The following is a 20,347-nucleotide window of genomic DNA, read 5'->3' as shown; positions in this document are numbered from 1 at the left end:
TTAAACGCTGAATATGTTCTAATGAGCGTTCATAAATCATCTCATGAATAAGCACCATCCTGACTCTCTCTCGATGTTAGTCTTACTGACGAAGGAACGCTCGATTCAATAAACCGTTCTCAGACTTTTCCATCTCATGTCTCATTGCATTATAGAAAGATTGTTACATGCCCAGAATGTTTCCAAGAATATCGGTTCCTGGTCTACTTCTCTTGTTTGCGGGAACACTTACGGGTTGTGGCAGTGATGTCACGTTATACAACGTGAAAGGAAAAGTAGAATTTGATGGGAAACCACTACCCTATGGTCAAATCAAATTCATTCCCGATTCATCCAAAGACAACAAAGGCGGGGGTGGCTTCGCGGAAATTATTGAGGGAGAATATGATACCGCAAAAAACGGAAAGGGCACGATGGGTGGCCCGCATATTCTGGAAATCAGTGGCTTTGACGGCGTCACTCAAGGCACACCTCCCACGGGGGAAAATTCCGAAGAAGAAACGGAATACCTGGCGAACGGGAAGACGTTGTTCTTTGGCTATCGTACGGAACTCGATTTGCCCGAAGAAGAAGCGACGCAGGATCTGACAATTCCCGCGGATGCTGCCAAGCAAAGCCCGTATGGCAAAAAGAAAAGAAGAGCTGCCAACGAACCATAGGCTCGCGTGTGGCGCTCTTCTCAGCAAGTTCCAGTTACTCAAACACCAAAGCTCCTCAACATGACGAGGAGCTTTGGAAAGAAGTAGACTACTCTAAGGTTAGAGTTTCGCCATCATCACGGCTGCCGGCAGCCAGATACGTCGCGAAGTCAATGTTTTCTGAGATGAAGCGGACCGAACCATCGGCCAGCATGAAATGACAGCCCCCCACGTGTTTACTGCCAAAGCTGGCGTCATTGAACAAGGCACTTCCTGACTTATAACCGGCTGAATTCATCACCGTCGCGATGTTGCGGCAGGAATAACAGGCCGAAGTATTGGAATCAGTCGTTTGCGTGCCCTGTGTCCAACCTCGACGCTGATTGGTATAGCCAGCTCCCGCAACTTTTTGTGGGTCCCAAGATAATTCCCCCATGATGAATGTATTTGTAGTTCCGTCGTGAATATCGCGTATCTTGATACTTGAGTTACGATAAAGGATCCCATTGATCGCCCAGCCACCATGATTTTGAGTGGTATAACCCTTAATATCATATGTTCCTCCGCCAGGCTTGGTCCCTTTCGCCCCCATGACACCGTAGTAATGTATCGTATACTGCTTTGTATTCCCAGAGATGTCTCTTTTTCCGTAGCTGGGACAGTGCAATAGTGCAAAAGTCTGTTCTTTCAGGACCCTGTTATTTGTCGGCGTTGTCATATCATAATGTATGTCAAAATTAAATTTGTTATACAGTGGCGCCTGATCTACAAAGGGCAGCAGCATGACATGGAAGCCCATGCGGTTTCCGTTCCCAAAATATCCGGGAGGAAATCCTGAATGCGTCTCATGATAGTTATGCAGCGCCAGTCCCCATTGCTTTAAATTGTTTTTACAGGAACTTCGGCGGGCTGCTTCACGTGCCTGTTGAACGGCGGGTAAGAGCAAGGCGATTAAAATCGCAATAATCGCAATCACTACCAGAAGCTCAATCAGGGTAAAGCCTCTTTTTCTCACAGACTTCTTTTGAGAATCCTGCATCACGCAACCTCCATAAAAATAAGGAATAAGAATTAGTGCTAACTTATCTCAATCGAAAGAAATCTGTACTCGAAGACGGATTTCGAACAGACTTAAGCTTTCAGATAAAACTGGTTTAAGTAGTTAGAGAAACACGAAGTAATCGTTGTTTGTTTAAACTTTCCTTAAATTTGTAAAGCAGAACTGAATTTATCGTTCAAAGATATATCCGAGCGGACACATCCACTTTTTGCTCTGGATAGAATCCCTTTAGATCAAAGGAACTTAGATTAAGAAGAAATGAAAAATTGCTTAAATCCAGATTTCTCTTACTATATCAAAGCTGTACCAAGATTCAAGCTCAGCACTAAACCCGCAAACACTCACACCCCCTAAACTATTAAAATATATCGACTTACCTTCTACCTACTCATTCAAGATCTTGACGTTTTGACGCAACTTCAAAAGATGATTCTTGTTCGATCTCAAATCCCCAGTCTTTCTAAGTCAATCATCCACTGTTCAATCTACCTTTTTTCAATTCGAAACCTTAGTTCAAAACCGTTCCCTCTGAGTGAATCAGAATTCCAGTGAAATGAATTCTTGATTTGGTATTTTCGTCCTCAGGTTTGATCTGCTAAAAAGAAACTCAAAGCAAGACCTCTAAACACTCTCCCAGGAAATACCGTTTTAAGTGTTTCCCCTTCCACCGTGGAAACAATGAGTTTTTTTTGATCCCTGTTTGAACGGACTTCGTTTTTTCAATCAGGGAGGCGAGTTCGTGCTAACACCGTTCGATCAGTTAGGAATTATTGTGGGTGGATTTCTTCGTATCCTGTTTAACAATCCCTACTTTAGAAATCTGTTAAAGCCTTTAACACGATTCTTTGTCGGATTGATTGCGATCCCGATCTTTCACCTGATTCTCAACAAAATCGTACGCGTTCAGGACATTGATGAGGAACTGGAAAAAGACCTTGAGCAATGGTTCCGCGGTTCGCTGTTATTGCTGGCGGCCACCGCGAATATGGAAGCGGCTCTGTTCGGTTGGGTCCCCATGAGTCTGCAGGGAACCGAAGGCTGGGTTTTAATGGGCTTTCGGATCATGTTGGCCATCGGTGTGATTGAAGCGATGCCGGATCAGGAATTATTTTCGATCATCCACCCTGGTCCACCGGTCTTGAAGTTATCAAGAGAGTACGGGATTTTCCGAGAATTGAAAGAGAAATGGCGGGCGATTCTGAAGGGGATTGTTTGTCAGCATGTTAACCGATCTTCTCCAGTATTTGCCATCCTCTCTGCGATCGCCGTTGATACTGTAGGCTGGGTCTGTTATGGAATAGCAATCACTCAGTACCTGATCATTGGCCTGGTGACGTCGCGTGATCGTGCACTGGATGTGCTCTCCGAATTTGATCGGCAGGTCACGCTTCGCAGACGTGAGTTGATTGAAGAATTCGACCTGAACGATTCAGAAGTCAAAGCAGCAGATCGGAAGAGATGCGAAGAGGAAGCAGAACAGGAAACCCTCCCCCCGGGCGCGGTGGAAGTGGATGAATCCAATGCTTCCGCCTGACCGAGTTCATTCGCTTATTCTTCAGCCGTTTTTTTCTTCGCTGTTTTCTTCTTCGCTGTTTTCTTCTTCGCTGTTTTCTTAGCAGCTGTCTTTTTTGTCGCCGCTTTCTTGGTGGTCTTCTTTTTTGCAGCCGCTTTTTTGGTCGTCTTTTTCGCGGCCTTCTTTTTGCCTGCAGCTTTCTTTGTTCCTTTTTTCGCCGCTTTGGCTTCAATCCATTCGAGTGCCTGCTCCAATGTTACTGTTTCGACTTCATACCCTTTGGGAATAGTCGCGTTGATTTTGCCGTGCTTGACATAAGGACCATAACGACCATCAAAGATGGCAACCTGTTCTTCGTCTTCCGGATGTTTCCCCAGATCGCGAATCGGCGTCGGAGCACTGCGTTTGCGGGCCTGCTTCAGTAACTCGACTGCCCGGTCCAGGCCGATCGTCAGAATATCGTCTTCCTTGCCCAGCGACTTATAAACTTTGTCGTGTAGCACATAAGGGCCAAAGCGACCGATGCCTGCGTTGACCTTCTTTCCGGTTTCGGGATGCTCGCCTAAGAACCGTGGCAGACTCAAATATTTCAACGCTAATTCAAAATCAATGGAATCCGGATCGACGTTCTTGGGAATACTGACACGTTTAGGCTTGGGACCATCTTCAATGACATCCCCTAACTGCAAATAAGGACCAAAGGGACCGTGCAGCTTATAAATGGGTGTATTCTCCTCGGGATGCATTCCGAGAGACTTTGGCCCTTCACTCTTCAGGCGAATTAATTTCTGTGCCAGTTCATTGGTCAGGTCGGCGGGTGCAATATCATCGGGAATGGAGGCGGAAACAGGCTCTTCTTCTGATTCATCAGAGACATAAGGACCATAGCGGCCCACACGGACCGCAGACTCGATCCCTTCCAGATCCAACGTGCATATTTCACGTGCGTCGATGGTTTCCTCTTTAGATTTCACCTGCTCATCCAGGCCTTCTTTGCCCCGATAGAACTGGTTCAAATATGGTAGTCGATCCCCTTCGCCAACGGCAATATCATCCAGTTCCTGTTCCATGGCAGCGGTAAACTGCAAGTCGACCAGGTTCGGGAAAAACTTTTCGAGCAGACGTGTGACTGCCAACGCGGTAAATGTCGGGACGAGCTGACTACCTGACTTTTTCACGTAACCACGATCCTGAATCGTACCGATAATGGAAGCATACGTACTTGGACGGCCGACGCCTTCGCTTTCCAGTTTGCGAACAATGCTGGCTTCCGTATAACGCGCGGGAGGTTTCGTTTCGTGTTTGAGCGGTTCGACCTGACTGGCTTCCAGCGCCTGATTTTCTTCCAGAGGTGGCAGCATGGATTCACTGTCATCCAAAGCTGCTTCCGGATCATCGGAACCTTCAACATAAGCCCGGAAGAAACCGGGAAATTCAACATGACGTCCGGTAGCCCGAAATTCGGCATCCGCGGCGGTGATTGTCACAGTTTGAAAACGCAGTTTGGCTTCTTCCATTTGAGTGGCCATCGTCCGCTTCCAGATCATCGAATACAGTTTGGCCTGTTGCCCTTTCAAACCGATTTCTTCGGCGGTTTTCATCTGCTTTCCCGCAGGACGAATCGCTTCGTGAGCTTCCTGTGCTCCTTTGGATTTCGTATCGAAGCGGCGGATTTCCGGGTAGAGATAGTCTTTGCCGTATAAATCTTCAATCCGCTGGCGTGAGGCAGAGACGGCTTCGTTCGAGAGGTTGACACTGTCAGTACGCATATAAGTAATGTGACCGTCTTCGTACAGTCGCTGCGCCACCTGCATGGTTTCCCGAGCCGACATATTCAGCTTTCGGTTCCCCTCCTGTTGCAGTGTACTGGTCGTAAACGGCGCGGGGGGTTTCCGCGACTGCAGACGCTGCTCGACTGAAGTCACTTTCCAATCCGACTTCTTGACACGTTCCAGTAAGTCATCGGCCTGCTGTTCATTGAGCAAGAGGACATTCGCCCCCTCTTTCAATTTCCCCGTCGACTCATCGAAGTCTTTTCCGCTGGCGACTTTCTTGCCGCCTACTGTGGATAACATCGATTCAAACTCGGCGCCTGCGTCAGTTTTGAGCTGCGCCTTCAAATCCCAGTAGGTACCACTTTTAAATGCCAGCCGCTCCAGCTCACGTTGTACTAGAATCCGAACCGCTACCGATTGCACACGACCGGCAGAGAGACCGCGGGCAATTTTCTTCCAGAGTAGCGGGCTCAATGTAAATCCGTACAAACGGTCCAGAACACGGCGGGTCTCTTGAGCCGAGACCAGATTTAAGTCGAGTTCCCGGGGATTGGCAATCGCTTCCTGAATGGCTTCTTCTGTAATTTCCGAGAAAACCATGCGTTTCACGGGCACTTTGGGCTTGAGCAATTCGGTCAGATGCCAGCCGATGCTTTCTCCTTCGCGGTCTTCGTCGGTCGCGAGAATCAATTCTTCTGCATCTTTCAGGGCGTCCTTGAGTTCCTTAACCGTTTTTTTCTTCTCTTTGGGAACCAGGTAATACGGCTCAAATTCGGACTCAACATTGACGCCTAATGTGGCCCATTTGTGTTTTTTCTTGAATTCGGAAGGGACATCGGAGGCTTTGGTGGGCAGATCACGAACGTGCCCCATACTGGCCAGGACCTTATATTTACTACCTAGATAGCTGCCGATTTTCTTGGCTTTAGCCGGTGATTCAACGATCACTAATGCTTTCAGCTTCTTCTTTGCCACCAGACTTGCCCTTCCTGAGAAACCGACGTAAACCTTGTCACCAAGGCCATCCTGACTACAATACGCGGCTCAATTGTTCCTGTATTTTACTTTTTTTGATTCGCTTCACCGGATCAACTCGATAACTTTATCCGGCAATCCATACCCGCCACAAAACTCTCTGTCAAGCCTGTATTTATTTTTTCACGCCGGATGATCGGCTTGAATGGGGCACTTTTTGGAATAAGAACAGGCAGGAAACAACAGGATTCTTTGAGAGAAGACTTTCACGAATGGCCCGAATAAATTACAACACATAAAATAATCGGAAAACTCTTTTCCAATTTGAAGATACGAAAAGCGGTGATCTCGTCAACCGAATCTGGTTGACGCGTGAATTTCACTTTAGGAAATCGATTTTATTCGACTTGCAGACTGAAGAAGGAAACAGAATGGCCTCGCCACTGGAATTGTTTCGTAAAAACCAAAAAGTATTAATGGTTCCGCTCACCATCCTGGCTATGTTCGCGTTTATCGTGATGGACCAGTTGAACCCCAATCAGGCTCCGCCCATCGTGGGCATGTTGTTATTTGGTGGCCTGTTCTGGTATCTGGGGAAAGATCGCGGCAAGGGAATGCTGTTCGCCGTCATCGGAGGTGTCGTTGGCCTTTTTGTGGGATATACCGTAATGCCCCGCCAGGGCGCCGCAATGGTCGTGAAGACAACCGCCGGTAATATTGACCAGATGGAATTTCAGACCCTTGTCAAAAACCGTCAGATTGCTAACCAGTTTGTGATCCGAACTTACTATGAATCTTTGCCGGAAGAAGAACGAGAACGTGCCCAACCACCACGCGGGGCGCTGTTCGGTTTTGGTCGGGACACTGAAGACGACATCATCCTCGAATATCTGTTCCGTAAAGAAGCGGACAAGATGAATCTGGTTGTCTCTGACGATGCGGTCACTCAGTATGTTTCCCGCTATACGAATAGCAAACTCAGCCGGGATGGCTTCCGGAAGGCCTGTCAAAGCATGGGAGTCACGGAAGGTGGGATTTATGATATTCTCAAAGACCAGCTCAAAGCGCGGCTCGCTTTTCAATTACTCCGGCCAGAAGTTTCTCTGACGCCGGATCAGTACTGGAACTTCTACAAAAAATTCAATGTCCGCGAAGAACTGGAAGTCGTTGGCCTGCCGGTCAAAGATTTTGAAGCTCAAGTAACTGCCCCCACCGAAGCTGAGAAAAAAGCGTTTTATGAAAAATACAAAGGGGTCTTCCCCAACGAGACCGGCCCCGGCTCTCCCGGATTACGTCAACCGCAACGCGTGCAGGTCGAGTACCTGATGGTTGACTATGAAGAAACCGAAAAATTGGTTCCGCCTGTAACGGACGCTGAAATCAAGGCCTTCTACGAAGAAAATAAAGAACGGCTTTACAAGAATAATCCGATTCCGGATTCGCCTGATTTTCCTGCACCGCTTGCACCTCAGAACCCAGCAGCTCCAAAAACCAACGAGCCTGTGGAAGCAGCTAAACCGGGTAATAGCGACAAGAAACCAACAGCACCTCAACCGGCACCGGTCAAGGAAACTAAACCCAAGGCAGCTCCAGAAAAACCAAAAGAGAGCCCTGAAAAGAAAACAGAAACAAAAACAGAGAAGAAAGAAGAATCAAGTGCCCTTGATTCAGAACTTACGACCTTTGTTTCCCTCTTAGACGAAAAGCCAGTTGAAGCACCTGTGGTAGCTCCGAAACCAGGAGCGACACCAGCGACGACCAAACCGGAGAATGCGACAACTGCCCCGGCACCACTGGAGCCGTACCGTCCGCTGAACGACGATCTAAAAAATGAAATTCGCGATCAGCTGTTACGAGAACGGACGCTGACGCTAATGAAGGAAAAAATTACCGCTGCCGTCACATACATGAACGACCTCAGCTATCGCATTACCAGCCCGGCTGAAGGCGTGGCTCCTCCCACTCCGGAAGAGACCACCAAACTGCTGAAAGAGTACGCTGCCAAACATCAGCTGATTTACAACATCACGCCGATGATGTCTGCACAGGAGATGGAAGAGTCAGAGAAGTATCCTCTGGGTACGGCGAAAGAGCCGTCATTGAATCAGTTTGCCGCTCAACCCCGAACTGTGATCGAGCAGCTGTTTGAGACTCCCGTCGACCTGCTTTACTCCGCTTATGAAGCGGAAGACTCATTCTCCAGCGCTTTGATCTCCTACTGGAAAGTCAAACATGTCGACGCTACGATTCCGAAATTTGATGACCCCAAGATCGACGAACAGATTACCGAGCAGTTAAAACTGGAAGCGGCTCGGCCAATCGCCATGAAGCGGGGAGAAGAACTGAAAAAGCTGATCTTAGATGCCGGTGACAAAGGGATGTCCGAAGCGCTCTCCGGCCAGACAATTACCGGAAAAAAAGAGGGAACGGAACTTTCCACAACGACAACCGAGTCGTTCAGCTGGATGCGAACCTCGACGGCAGGCGCCAGCAACCCGTTCTCGATGCCTCGTCCGGAACTCTCGAGCATTTCCGCCATTGATGGTGCCGGCAATGAGTTTATGGAGCAGATCTTCGACAACATGGACGACGGAGACGTGGGCGTGCTCATGAATGCCGACAAATCGGTCTGTTATGTTGCGAAAGTCATGAACCGCATTCCTTCGACAGAGGGTGGTTTGACCGCTATGTACCAGGAATTTCTGAAAACTGACCTGTTCTTCTTCTTCTCGCCGTATCTACCATTGGCTCAAATGGAGCAACAGCAGACGAATTTTGAATGGAGCCGCGAGCTGGAAGAAAAATATCAGGTGCAAAAATTCTTCCAGGAACTGGCAGAAACAGAAGAACGGGTCGAATAAATACGCCCCACAAAACCAATGAATTCAGAATCGGTTGTGCCTTAACTGGTACAACCGATTTTTTATTTTCCCTGCCTTGATTTTGACTGCTTTCGGAATTATTTTTTGCAAAACCAGTGAAAAAAGGTCTGGACATCAGGAAAATTGGTGATTAATCATAGAGAAACGGGTTGGGTTTTACTTGTGTCTAGGACTGCCTGATGCCTCCGATAGACAAATCTGATTTCAGGGCGCAGCAATGCAAGGCCGCAACCATTCAAGTTAAAGGAAGATCCAGCTAACTCAAAAGGGACTCTCATCCTTTGTTGTGTTTTTAACAAGATCCAGTTAAAAATGAACGAGTTCAATAAGCTTGCCGTTTTTCAAACAGTGCCGCTATACTTTTGAAATGCAGCGAGTCCCTTAAGTATTCACTTATTCTGTTGAATCAACCCACGAGACAATCATCGGGAGTATTATTGCAATGTCGGAACAGGTTCAGCAATCTCCTGCCGGGCAGGCGACAGGCTCATCGCAGGAGAACATGATCGAAGCCATCGGATTGAGCAAATTCTATGGCCAGTTCACTGCCACGAAAGATGTGACATTTTCTGTCCCACGCGGTCAGGTTGCCGCCTTTCTGGGGCCGAACGGTGCGGGCAAGTCAACCACGATGAAGCTTTTGACGGGCTTTCTCTCCCCGAGTGAAGGTCAAGCACGGGTGGGCGGTTTTGATGTGAGTACTCACCGCATTGAAGCCAGCCAGAAACTGGGTTACCTGCCGGAAAACGGCCCGCTCTATGAAGAGATGACGCCCCAGGGTTTTCTGAAATATGCCGGAGGCGTGCGTGGCATGTCGCGTGCGGAACTCAGTAACCGGCTGGAGTTTGTCATGGATAAATGCGACTTGAGCAGTGTCTGGAAAAAACCGATCCGCAAACTGTCCCGTGGTTTCCGACAACGTGTGGGCATGGCGCAGGCTCTACTGCACGATCCGGATATTTTAATTCTGGATGAACCCACCAGCGGACTGGACCCGAACCAGAATCAATCAGTGCGCGACTTGATTCGCAGTCTGGGAAAAACGAAAACCATTCTGCTTTCAACACACATCCTGCAGGAAGTCAAAGCAGTCTGCAGCCGCGTGATTCTGATCAATCAGGGATCAGTCGTGTTTGACGGATCTGTAGATGAACTGGGAAGCAGTCAGGAAGATATGGAAGCCAGTTTCCATAAACTCACATACGCGTAATTTCTTTTCACCGACCAATTTAGTTTCATATAAAGCTGACGTAAGGACCCTTCAATTATGTTGCGGAACAACGTTGTATTGGCCGTATTCAAGCGAAACGTACAAAGTTACTTTTCCGGAGTGCTGGGTTATCTATTTATTGTTGTGTTTGTGGTGGCAGGCGCCTTTGCTGCCTTCAATCAACAATTTTTCGCCAACAACCAGGCCAATCTGGACCAGCTGAGTCTATGGTATCCTTTACTGCTCTTATTCATTATCCCTGCGATTACAATGGGCGCCTGGGCCGATGAGAAAAAGATGGGAACGGACGAACTGCTGTTTACCATGCCTGCCTCTGATCTGGAAATCCTGCTCGGAAAATTCCTTGCAGTTCTAGCCGTATATACGATTGCTCTGTTGTTTTCGGTGACTCATATCTTTGTGCTATGGAGTATTGGAAACCCTGATCTCGGAGTGATGTTTACTACTTATTTTGGTTACTGGCTGGCCGGCGCTTCCTTACTGGCGGCGGGCATGTTCGCTTCAGCTTTAACCAGCAGTACCACTGTGGCATTTGTATTGGGAACGGTGATCTGCGCTGTCCCGGTCTTCATTGGTCAGGTAGCGCCCTCCAGTAATCTGATTCAGGGCTTGAGTCTGGTCGAACAATTCCAGGATTTTAGTGCCGGTGTTCTACCACTGGGCGCGATTCTGTATTTCATCTCACTGGCTGTGATGATGCTGTACTTGAACCGGATTCTGATTACACGCCGGCACTGGAGTGCTCAAGAACAAAACTCGATGGGTCTGCAGTACCTGGTACGTACGGTCTCTCTGGCGGTCATTCTGATCAGTGCGAATGTGATTGCTTCCTATGGCAGTAGCCGCATCGATGTGACCAGTGAAAAGGTCTACAGTCTCTCACAAACCACAAAAGATCTGATCGCCAAAATCGATGAGAAAAACCCGATCACGATTGAAGCCTTTATCAGCCCGGAAGTATCAAGGGAATATGTGCCGATTCGTAAACGGTTGATTGGACTATTGAGAGAATACAATCAGCTGGGTGGAAAACGTCTGCAGGTTCGCTTCGTCGACGTAGTCCCATTCAGTAAAGAGGAAGAAGAAGCCCGATTGCTGAATATTTCTCCCGAAAGGGTTCAAACCGAACGGGGCGGGCGGGCGTTTGTCGATACGATTTTCATGGGTGCTGTCGTCAAAAGCGGCACGGATGAAGTGGTGATCCCCTTCTTTAATATGGGAACGCCCATTGAATATGAATTAACGCGTTCGATTCGCACGGTCTCAAAAGACGAACGTTTGACCGTGGGAATTTTAAACACCGATGCCAGCATCTTTGGCGGTCTGAATATGGGTATGGGAGGCAATCAGCCCCCCTGGTTGATTGTGAGTGAGCTCAAGAAACAATACAAAGTCGAACAGGTCTCACCTGATTCTCCTATCAGCGATAGCGCTTATGATGTTCTGATCGCGGTCCTGCCTTCTTCACTGACACAACCACAACTGAAGAATCTGGTCGATTATGTCAAAAAAGGAAAACCGACTCTAATCTGTGACGACCCACTACCTGTCTACGGTGGCGGCCGGGGAATCCAAAATGCACCACGCATGCCCAAGCCGAGTCCAGGAGGAGGCATGTTCGGCATGCGTCAACCACCGCCCACTCCCAAAGCTGATGAAGGACGTCTGACGTCCTTGCTGAACGTCCTGCAGATTGCCTGGGATAATGGTGAAGTCGTCTTTGATTACTTTAATCCGCATCCGGAATTCGCCGAAGTCGTGCGTCCCGAGTTGATCTTCATCAGCCCGAAAAGTGGCACGCGCAGTGCATTCAGCTTGAATAGTAATATTACCAGCGGATTGCAGGAAATCCTGACCTTCTTCCCCGGTAGTATTCGTCCGCGGAAAGATAGAGATCTGAACTTCGAGCCGCTGCTTCGGACCGGGCCGAACTCGGGGCTCTTAGCCTGGGGAGAAATCACCAGTCCGTTTTTCAATTCGATTCGAATTGCCCAAGATCCACTGCGTGTGATTGACGAACATGCGCACGTGCTGGCAGCGCACATCACTTCGACACCGAAATCAAAAGAGAAAAATATTAATGTCATCTTTGTCGCTGATGCGGACCTGATTTCGGATGAATTATTCAATATCCGAGAACGCCAGGCGTTTGGCTTAAAAATCGACAACGTAACGTTCCTGCTGAACTGTGTCGACCAACTAGCGGGCGATGACTCTTACATCGCACTTCGCAAACGTCGAGAAAAGCACCGTACCCTGACTCTGGTAGAGCGGGAAACATCTGTGTTTGTAAAAGAACGAAACGAAGAACGCGAAAAAGCTACGAAAGATGCGGAAGCCAAACTGGCAGAAGCGCGTGATCGGCTGAAATCCGAGCGAGATAAAATTGAGCAGGATAAATCGCTCGATAATCGCACCAAACAGATCATGCTGCGAATGGCTGAAGAAAACGAAAGCCGACGCCTGGAAGTGGATGAAGCCAAAATTGAACGAGAAAAACAACAGCAGGTCGAAAAAATCAAAGCCCAGACGGAGCGTCAGATTCGAGAAATCGAAGATCGCATCCGCTGGTATGCGATTCTCGTGCCCCCCTTCCCGGCGATTCTACTTGGAATCTGCTTCCTGTTTTTCCGTATGAAAAATGAAAACCAGAATATCTCTCCTGACCGGAGACTGAAGAAATAGTCGGAGGCCGATTCTCAGAATTGCCTCTGATTTGAAAACATAAAACTGCGTCTTGTTTGAATTCAATTTAAACCACTGTTTTAAGTAAAATCGTTTGCCATGAATGAAACGACCAGAACACTGACCTTTGTAGGGATTGCGGTGGCTGCCCTGATCGCCGCTTACGTGACCGATCGCGCATCTCAGCCAACGGAGTTGACAGGCTACGAGAATGTGGGAGAAGAATTCTACCCCGACTTTGCCGACCCGACGCAGGCGAAGTCGCTACGCGTTGTCAGTTACAATGAAGACTCCGCCACACTGAAAGTCTTCAATGTGGAATTCAAGGACGGAGTATGGAAAATCCCTTCGCACCACGATTACCCGGCTGATGCGGAAGATGAACTGGCTGAAACCGCCGCTTCACTGGTGGGCGTGGTTCGCGGAGCATTAGAAAGCCGACGTAAAAGTGATCACGAACGTTTTGGGGTGATTGATCCGCTCGATGAATCGAATACCAACCTGAAAGGACGCGGCCAGCGGCTGACACTCTCGAAAGAAGGGGGCGCACCGCTGGTTGACTTTATTGTGGGGAAACAGGTTCCAGATGAACCAAACGAGTACTTCGTTCGCAAAGTAGATGAAGATTCCGTCTATCGTACAAAACTCAACGTTGACCTTTCCTCCAACTTTTCGGACTGGATTGAACCCGACTTGCTGAAAGTCGATCGAGACCGCCTGGTTGAAATCATCGTCAATAAATACTCAATTGATGAAGGCAAGCGGCGGATTGTGAACCGAGAGCTATCTACCCTCACTCGGAAGAATTCGACAGCCCCCTGGGAGTTGGAAGGATTAAACCCAGAAACCGAGAAGCTGAATACCAGCGATGTCAACCAGATGATCAACACACTGGATGATTTAAAGATTCAGGGGATTCGCCCCAAACCCACGGGCATCGCTGCTGAGTTGAAAAAATCCGGTAACCTGCGTCTGGATCCACTCGACTTTGTCGATTTGCAAAGCAAAGGATTTATCTTAGCCAGCGACCCCCAGGGAAATCAACAACTGGTTTCAAACGAAGGGGAAGTGATTGCAGCGACAAACCAGGGAGTCGTGTATTCGCTGTACTTCGGTGAAATTTTTACCGGCAGCGCGCTGGATATTGAAGTGGGGAACAGTGGGAGCAAGAAAGACGAAAAACCGAAATCAGAAGATAAGACGAAGGCATCTGATTCAGCAGACACCAAGCAACCAGAGAAAAAAGCGGATGAAAAAACTGATGATGGTGCTCTGAAAACCAGCCGTTACCTGTTTGTCACGGTAACATTCGACCCGTCCTTTATTGGTGATCCCCCACAAAAACCGGTCGAACCGAAAAAACCAGCTGGACTGAAAGAGAAAACCGACAGTGAGAAAAAAGAAGAGTCCAAGCCAGCTGATAAAGATAAAAAAGAGGATAAAGCCAAAGCGGAAGAAAAACCCAGCCCGGAAGCTGAGTATGAAATCGCGATGAAAAAATATCAGTCTGAATTGAAGACCTACGAGAAGCAATTGAAAGAATATGATGAGAAAGTGGTGAAAGGGAACGAACTGGTTCAACAGCTGAATGAACGATTTGCAAACTGGTATTATGTGATTTCAGCGAACAGCTTCGAGACGCTTCGCATGTCGCGCAAAGCTCTGATTGAACCCATTGAGAAGCCGAAAGAAGAGGCGGGGAAAACAGGCCCTGCGAATAATCCGACCGGTGGAAAACCGGCAGCTCAGCCAGCAGGTCCCGCGACCAATCCTGCACCTGCTCCGGTCAAAAAACCCGCACCCTCAAAAACGGATGCGAATGGTAAACCGGATAAGCCCGCCGCGAAGCCGAGCGCCGGTAAAACAGAGGCTGCCAAACCGGAAACCAAACCCACTCCACCATCAGCCTCCCCCAAGAAGAACTGATCATTAACTCAGTTACTCCGTGATCAAGCCAAAGCTGTGAAAAGCCTCAAATCAGAGGTCTTTTCCGCAGTTTTGGCTTTTTTTACAGATCCAGAACCGACTCTGTTCCGGTTAGGTAAACTTTGCCGGCCATGTTCCTGTTATTCGGGTGATTCCGGTCGAATCGTTCACAGTACATCCTCCTATCCTCCCGATAAAGCTTAATGAACGATTTATAACGATTCTGTAAGTTGCTCACTCTTAACCGGGTCAACACGTCATTAATTACATAGGTCCAGCTGCAAAGGAATTGCAGTTCGTACTTGTGAAGGAGTCACAGAAATGAAAAGACTTCCCAATAGAATCCAATGGGGGATTATCGGCTTTTCAGTCGTTTTATTAGTCGGATTGTCTATTGAACTCTCCAAAGCAGGGACAAAAGACGAATCAGCCAGTTCGTCTGCCAATTTCATCAAATGGCACGCCGATCTGGAAACCGCTCATCAGGCTTCACTCAAAAGCAATAAACCGGTTTTCATCGTGTTTGATGCCAGCTGGTGTACTTACTGCCGAAAACTGGAAAAAGACACACTTTCCGACCCCAGAATGGCCCGTTATCTGAATCAGGCATTCGAACCTGTTCACCTGGATTTCGACAAAGACCGGAAAATCGCCGACGTTTTGAAGGTAAAGTCGATCCCCTGCACAGTCGTTCTGAGTTCAGAAGCCGACCTGCTGGCCCGACAAGTGGGCTACTCGAAGGTCCCCCGATACCACTCCATGCTGGAAAAAGCCCGTAAATTACAGGCTGTAATCCATCATATCGAGTACTCGGAAGGTCGCTGATTTCTGCTGATATCCCTTATTCCGCACAGGCGCAAATCTTGATAAATCTGCGAAGAACGTGTACTTTGCGCATATGAATAAAAGCAAAGAGCCTTTTGGCATCAATCCGTCGGGTGAAGGTGACTCCTGGGAGTCCCTCGCAGGTGATCTGTTTGGCATCGATTTCGACCAGCAAGTCGAACCGGTGCCTACGGACTTCGATGATAGTCTGTCTGAAGAAATCGAAGAGGAAACTCCCGACGAACCAGAAGCCGCTGAACAGGAACCGGTTCCCGTATCAGCGAAATCAGAATCACCCCAAGATTCTGACAATGATGAGGACGATGACTTTTTCGGTGCCTCTCTTTTTGACGAAGACGAGACCACAGCCGACGAAGAGGAAAGTCCCGCTGAAGCTGAGCTGGAACTTGAAGAAGACGAGGATGTAACAGAAGACATTCTCGACGTCTTTGATGATGAGGACGAGGAAGAAGAAATCGAAGAGGATTTCGTTCCCGCTGCTTCGACCGAAGAAAAAACCAGTGCTGTCGAAGAAGAAGACACCTATTGGGACGCTTTGGATGGCTGGAACTGGGACGAAGAAGATTCCTCCCTGGCCAAAGTGGATGAGCCCGAAGCATCTGATGAAGATGACGATGAATCTGAGGTTGAAGAAGAGGTTGCTGAAACACCAGAACCTGTTCGGAAGAAACGAGCAAAGTCGCGATCTAAGAAGCCCCAAAAGCAGAAGCCTTCAAAAAGTAAACCGGTCGCTCGCACCGACGAGCGTCTCGACGATGACGACTCGTTCGGCTTTGGTCTCATTTCTCAAGAAGTAGCCTTTGATTCCGACGAAGAAGATGAAGAAGATGAAGATCTCGAAGACGAATCAGAGGCAGTTGCTGAAGAAAGCATTGAAACTGAGGAAGAAACCGAAGAAGCTGTAGAAACCAAACGACCACGCCGACGCCGACGCCGCAGACGAGGTCGTTCTCGTAAAAGTGAAGATTCTGCTGAAAGTTCTGAAGAGGAACAATCAGAAGAAGAACCAGAGCTTGAAGCCGAGAGTGATTCTGACGTTCAGGAAGCGGAAGAAGAACGTAAACCCAAGCGTTCACGACGACGATCTCGCAGACGCAAAAGTCCGGTTGAAGCCGAATCATCAGATTCCGAAGAGGAATCGGACGACGAAGAAACCTCTCATCCTGGTAAGCAAACGGCGGAAAATAAATATCCGAACGTTCCCAGCTGGGAAGAAGCGATCTCTTATCTGCTGAACCCCAAACTGGTCGGTGGCGGTAAATCCAGCAAAGACGGTGATGAGGGGAAAAGTTCATCCCCATCCTCTACTGCAGATGACCAGAGTCGCAGACGACCGAAACGCTCATCACGCCGCCCATCAAATAAGCGGGGCGGAGGTGGAAATCGTCGTCAGACTCCAAAAGAAAAATAATCATCTCTGCCTGAGGAAACCTGGCTTCATCTTGCTTCGATTTTAGGTGCGGGACGATAGCCTGATCTGAAAGTGTTTTGTCATGTCAGAGCCATTTTCTTCACCTGTGGAAACAGTCTCAGAGATTCCGGCACTGAGAAAACTGGTTGATGCGCAACGCAAGCAGAATGCATCGATTGGTTTTGTGCCTACCATGGGAGCTCTGCACGCAGGTCATGTCAGCCTGATTGAAGCAGCACGGCGTGACTGCGATTTTGTCGTGGTTTCAATCTTCGTCAATCCGACACAATTTGGTCCCAGCGAAGACTTTGAAAAATATCCTCGTGTAGTGGAACAGGATCTGGCCCAATGTCACAAGGCAGGAGCTGACCTTGTCTGGCTGCCTACCACTGAGATCATGTACCCGGAGAATTTCTCAACCTGTGTCACCGTCAAAACGCTGTCGCAAGTTCTGGAAGGAAAAACACGCCCTGATCACTTTGAAGGCGTGACCACAGTCGTCACCAAACTCCTGTTGAGTTGTTTGCCGGATGTCGCGTACTTCGGCGCCAAGGACTATCAACAGCAGGCGATTGTTCGTCGCATGTGTCTCGATTTAAATATCCCTGTGGAGATCAAAACCTGTCCGATCATCAGAGATACGGATGGCTTAGCTTTAAGCAGCCGCAATGCTTATCTTTCTGAGTCAGAACGTGAATCAGCCTTATCGCTTTCACGTGCTCTGATACTGGCCGAGGAACTAGTGAACGCCGGAGAGACAGATCTGAATCAACTCAAAGCAGAAATGCAGCAACTGATCAGCTCAACACCGCTGTTAAAACTGGATTATGCCACGATCGTCGATGCAGACACACTAGAAGAGATTTCCACCCCACAGCCAGCCATGGTCGCGTTGGTCGCCGCCTATGCTGGTGCTACCCGCTTGATCGACAACTGCCCTCTTTCGGTGGATTCAGCACAATAAAACCGGGTTTTTCTGTCTGGTTCTGCTGAAATGATATTGACGTAACACCTTCGAAAATAAGAAGATACTCAATAACCGTTTGTGTAGGTTCTCTCTAAACCCCGATTTTCCTGAGAAGAGCGGGAACTAAGTTCGGCCTCTGTTCGTCCATTACATACTGTGACCAACAATGATCAATACCTGATTCAAGAATGTTTGGCAGGTCGTACTGAAGCGTTTGATCAACTGGTCCTGAAATATCAGGATCGCCTGTACCGAACGTTAGTGCGGATTCTGGGCTCTAGTGATGATGCGCGCGATGCCGCCCAGGAAGGTTTTACACAGGCATTCTTTAAATTAAAGACTTTTCGAGGGACGGCCGCCTTTTATTCCTGGTTGTTCCGCATTTCCTTTAATGCGGCAATCACACAAAAACGAAAAACCAAACGGACGTCCACAACACTGGATACACAAGACAATCCTGCCAGCCAATGGCTGGTTGATTCACACCCCGAAACTCATCCCCCCGATGTCGTAGAGCTTTCTGAGCGAAAAAAAATCGTTCACCAGGCATTGAATGAACTACAAGAAGAATATCGCACCCCTTTAATCTTACGAGAGCTGGAAGGGATGTCGTACGGAGAGATTGCCGAAATCACGGAAATTCCTTTGGGAACTGTCAGGAGCCGTATTTTTAGAGGAAGGAATGAACTGAAACAGAAACTGAATATGCTTTTTCAAGATCAACCGGAATCGCATGTTCCTGAGTCTGACCACGAGTCATCGATAAGTGAAACAAAATGAGTAGTCAACCACCTTCAAACGAAAACCTGTCGGCCTACTTCGATCATGAAGTCTCGCCCGAGGAACGCCGCGAACTGGAAGCGCTGCTGGAGGAATCTCCGGAAACGCGACAGGAGCTGCATGAATTCGGAGAACTTTCCCGGCTGCTGCAGGAAACCGCGACGGAATCGGCGCCTCCCGAGCTGGCGGCTTCGATCCGACGTCGCATCGAACAGGAAACCCTGTTGACAGAAACAACGCCTGCAACTGTCAAACGCGCCCCTTCGATGTTGCGTTATCGGATTGCCGTTGCGATCAGCACTTGCTCTTCAGTGGCCGCACTGGTCTTATTTATTTTATTGATGAATATCCCTGATCCTGCACAGCAATTCGCAAATGTCGACGGGCTTGCAGCTAAGACTCCTGCTGAGGCCGAAAAGGAAACGCTTGTATTTTCACGGCACAAGACTATCCCCCAAGACGATTACAATGTTGCTCTGAATGATTCTGTATCCTCCGGCAAACAAGGCAAAGCAACAGTTACGACTGCTCCTTCGGTCGCTTTACGTTCAGCCGCCCTGCCTCCTGCTACAGAGCTCGATCGCAATGAGGGGATCGTGATGCCTACACCCGATACACGAAAAATGAAAGGGGATTTTTCGGTCACGAATTCCTTCGCCGAATCGAAAGTTGCTGAAAAACTATCCGACTTCAGTATGCCCGTTGAACCTCAGCCTGCATCGGGAATCCCCAGTCATATTCCCGTTGATTCCATTCGTATCGGAGATGCATTTCCTTACTTCAGTGAAATCAACGGAAAAGTCGCCGTGATTGAAGTCCGCGTGGTGGACGTCAAACAGGCATTGGGAACGATGGAATTTCTGCTGGCTCGGAACAATATTCCCGTGAATCAGCAGAAGCAGTCTGATATCGAGCGTCAACTTCAAAGTACACGCAATTTAAAAACCAAAACGGTTGGCCAGAAGGTGCAAGATGCTCAGGGTGTAGACAATTCTGATCACGAATTATTTGCTGTCTACGTGGAAGCCACAGATACGCAACTGGCATCTGCGTTGCAGGAATTTCAGAAAGACCTCAAACAAGATCAGCTTGTCGGTCTGACTTTGCAGCCGGCCATTAATGAATCTTCATTAACAGAAGCGGTTGGAGAATTACCCCAACTGCTGGCATATCAGCAACAGTCAACGAATACGACAATCAAAGAACGAGAATCCAAAAGGGTTTCTGACCTGACATTGAATAAACAGAATGAAGCTCGCAAACCGTTGGCAAGAGGCGCCCCAGTTAAGAAATTTGCTGCAGCCGATGTGAAGCAGAAATTGCTTGAAAGCGAACCCAAAAAACAACGCTCCTACCAGACACGCTACCGGATGCAACTTCCGGCGGAAACACTGAACCGAAAAGCAAGAGTGGTTCAGCAAGGTGCCCCCTCCAGAAACGCAGTTAGTAAATTGGAGACCTCTGTTAACAATCAACCTCTAGTGGCTTCAAAGCCGGGTCTGAGCCCCAATACCCAGTGGCAATATCTGGGTAAGACACCCGTTTCTAATTCGCCCGTGAAGGTTCTGTTTGTCTTCAAAGGCACAGCCACTCCCGCCACACCCCCGGCACCAAACTAATGGTTGTGCCGGGAAGTGGCATGGTGTGAGCAGAATCGA

General features: G+C 48.4%; 13 protein-coding genes. 11 read left to right on the top strand and 2 right to left on the bottom strand.

Going from position 1 to position 20,347, the window contains the following annotated elements; translation table 11 throughout:
• The first annotated feature begins 167 nt into the window (after positions 1 to 167).
• The gene (locus Pan241w_RS05660; RefSeq protein ID WP_145212226.1) at positions 168 to 659 is read left to right on the top strand and encodes a hypothetical protein; all 492 of its coding nucleotides are present in this window, start codon (positions 168 to 170) and stop codon (positions 657 to 659) included.
• Between the two features lie 88 nt (positions 660 to 747).
• Here Pan241w_RS05660 and Pan241w_RS05655 read toward each other — a convergent pair whose 3' ends face one another.
• A complete protein-coding gene (locus tag Pan241w_RS05655; RefSeq protein WP_145212224.1) occupies positions 748 to 1,677 on the bottom strand; it encodes a DUF1559 domain-containing protein in 930 nt (309 codons plus the stop codon).
• A 760-nt stretch (positions 1,678 to 2,437) separates the two neighbouring features.
• Between Pan241w_RS05655 and Pan241w_RS05650 the strand changes: the two genes are divergently transcribed.
• Positions 2,438 to 3,232, top strand: coding sequence for a DNA topoisomerase I (locus Pan241w_RS05650; RefSeq protein WP_232107364.1), 795 nt, complete (start codon positions 2,438 to 2,440; stop codon positions 3,230 to 3,232).
• A gap of 14 nt (positions 3,233 to 3,246) precedes the next feature.
• Here the strand turns inward: Pan241w_RS05650 and topA are convergent, their stop codons facing one another.
• Positions 3,247 to 5,961 (bottom strand): type I DNA topoisomerase, encoded by a 2,715-nt coding sequence (topA, locus tag Pan241w_RS05645; protein ID WP_198000345.1) that lies wholly within the window; start codon positions 5,959 to 5,961, stop codon positions 3,247 to 3,249.
• 431 nt (positions 5,962 to 6,392) lie between these two features.
• Between topA and Pan241w_RS05640 the strand changes: the two genes are divergently transcribed.
• The 9 genes from Pan241w_RS05640 (at position 6,393) to Pan241w_RS05600 (ending at position 20,308) form a co-directional block, all read left to right on the top strand.
• Positions 6,393 to 8,822, top strand: coding sequence for a hypothetical protein (locus Pan241w_RS05640; protein ID WP_145212221.1), 2,430 nt, complete (start codon positions 6,393 to 6,395; stop codon positions 8,820 to 8,822).
• A 463-nt stretch (positions 8,823 to 9,285) separates the two neighbouring features.
• Entirely contained in the window at positions 9,286 to 10,053 is a 768-nt protein-coding gene (locus tag Pan241w_RS05635; RefSeq protein ID WP_145212218.1) for an ABC transporter ATP-binding protein, read from the top strand.
• A gap of 57 nt (positions 10,054 to 10,110) precedes the next feature.
• Positions 10,111 to 12,759, top strand: a complete 2,649-nt coding sequence (locus Pan241w_RS05630) for a Gldg family protein (RefSeq protein ID WP_145212215.1) — start codon at positions 10,111 to 10,113, stop codon at positions 12,757 to 12,759.
• Between the two features lie 99 nt (positions 12,760 to 12,858).
• Positions 12,859 to 14,685, top strand: a complete 1,827-nt coding sequence (locus tag Pan241w_RS05625; RefSeq protein WP_145212211.1) for a DUF4340 domain-containing protein — start codon at positions 12,859 to 12,861, stop codon at positions 14,683 to 14,685.
• A gap of 321 nt (positions 14,686 to 15,006) precedes the next feature.
• On the top strand, positions 15,007 to 15,510 hold the full coding sequence (locus tag Pan241w_RS05620; RefSeq protein ID WP_145212208.1) for a thioredoxin family protein: 504 nt from the start codon (positions 15,007 to 15,009) through the stop codon (positions 15,508 to 15,510).
• Between the two features lie 73 nt (positions 15,511 to 15,583).
• Positions 15,584 to 16,942, top strand: a complete 1,359-nt coding sequence (locus Pan241w_RS05615; protein ID WP_145212206.1) for a hypothetical protein — start codon at positions 15,584 to 15,586, stop codon at positions 16,940 to 16,942.
• A gap of 82 nt (positions 16,943 to 17,024) precedes the next feature.
• Complete coding sequence (gene panC, locus Pan241w_RS05610) at positions 17,025 to 17,906, top strand: pantoate--beta-alanine ligase (protein WP_145212203.1); 882 nt, start codon at positions 17,025 to 17,027, stop codon at positions 17,904 to 17,906.
• Positions 17,907 to 18,101: 195 nt separating this feature from the next.
• Positions 18,102 to 18,689 carry a sigma-70 family RNA polymerase sigma factor gene (locus tag Pan241w_RS05605; protein WP_232107363.1) on the top strand — a complete coding sequence of 196 codons (588 nt, stop codon included), beginning with the start codon at positions 18,102 to 18,104 and terminating at the stop codon, positions 18,687 to 18,689.
• Positions 18,686 to 20,308 carry an anti-sigma factor family protein gene (locus Pan241w_RS05600; protein ID WP_145212197.1) on the top strand — a complete coding sequence of 541 codons (1,623 nt, stop codon included), beginning with the start codon at positions 18,686 to 18,688 and terminating at the stop codon, positions 20,306 to 20,308. The genes Pan241w_RS05605 and Pan241w_RS05600 overlap by 4 nt, the downstream gene beginning before the upstream one ends.
• Positions 20,309 to 20,347: the final 39 nt, after the last annotated feature.

The organism is Gimesia alba (genome assembly GCF_007744675.1).
GTDB classification, from domain to species: Bacteria; Planctomycetota; Planctomycetia; order Planctomycetales; family Planctomycetaceae; genus Gimesia; species Gimesia alba.
Note: the sequence above shows the minus strand (reverse complement) of the source record. Positions and strands in the feature narration are given on the sequence as shown.